Below are 223 nucleotides of genomic sequence, written 5' to 3' on the forward strand. Positions count from 1 at the left end.
TCTCACCCGTCTTTCGCTACTCATACCGGCATTCTCACTTCTAAGCACTCCACCAGTCCTTCCGGTCTGACTTCACTGTCCTTAGAACGCTCCCCTACCACTGATACCATTCGGTATCAATCCGCAGCTTCGGTGGTGTATTTAGCCCCGGTACATTTTCGGCGCAGAGTCACTCGACTAGTGAGCTATTACGCACTCTTTAAATGGTGGCTGCTTCTAAGCC

Annotated in this window: 1 rRNA gene; it reads right to left on the bottom strand. The window is 51.1% G+C overall.

The features are described from left to right. A 23S ribosomal RNA gene (locus tag MR147_RS26960) occupies nucleotides 1–223 on the bottom strand; the annotation flags it as partial.

This window comes from Bacillus cereus group sp. BfR-BA-01350 (assembly GCF_022663775.1).
Taxonomy (GTDB): domain Bacteria; phylum Bacillota; class Bacilli; order Bacillales; family Bacillaceae_G; genus Bacillus_A; species Bacillus_A paranthracis.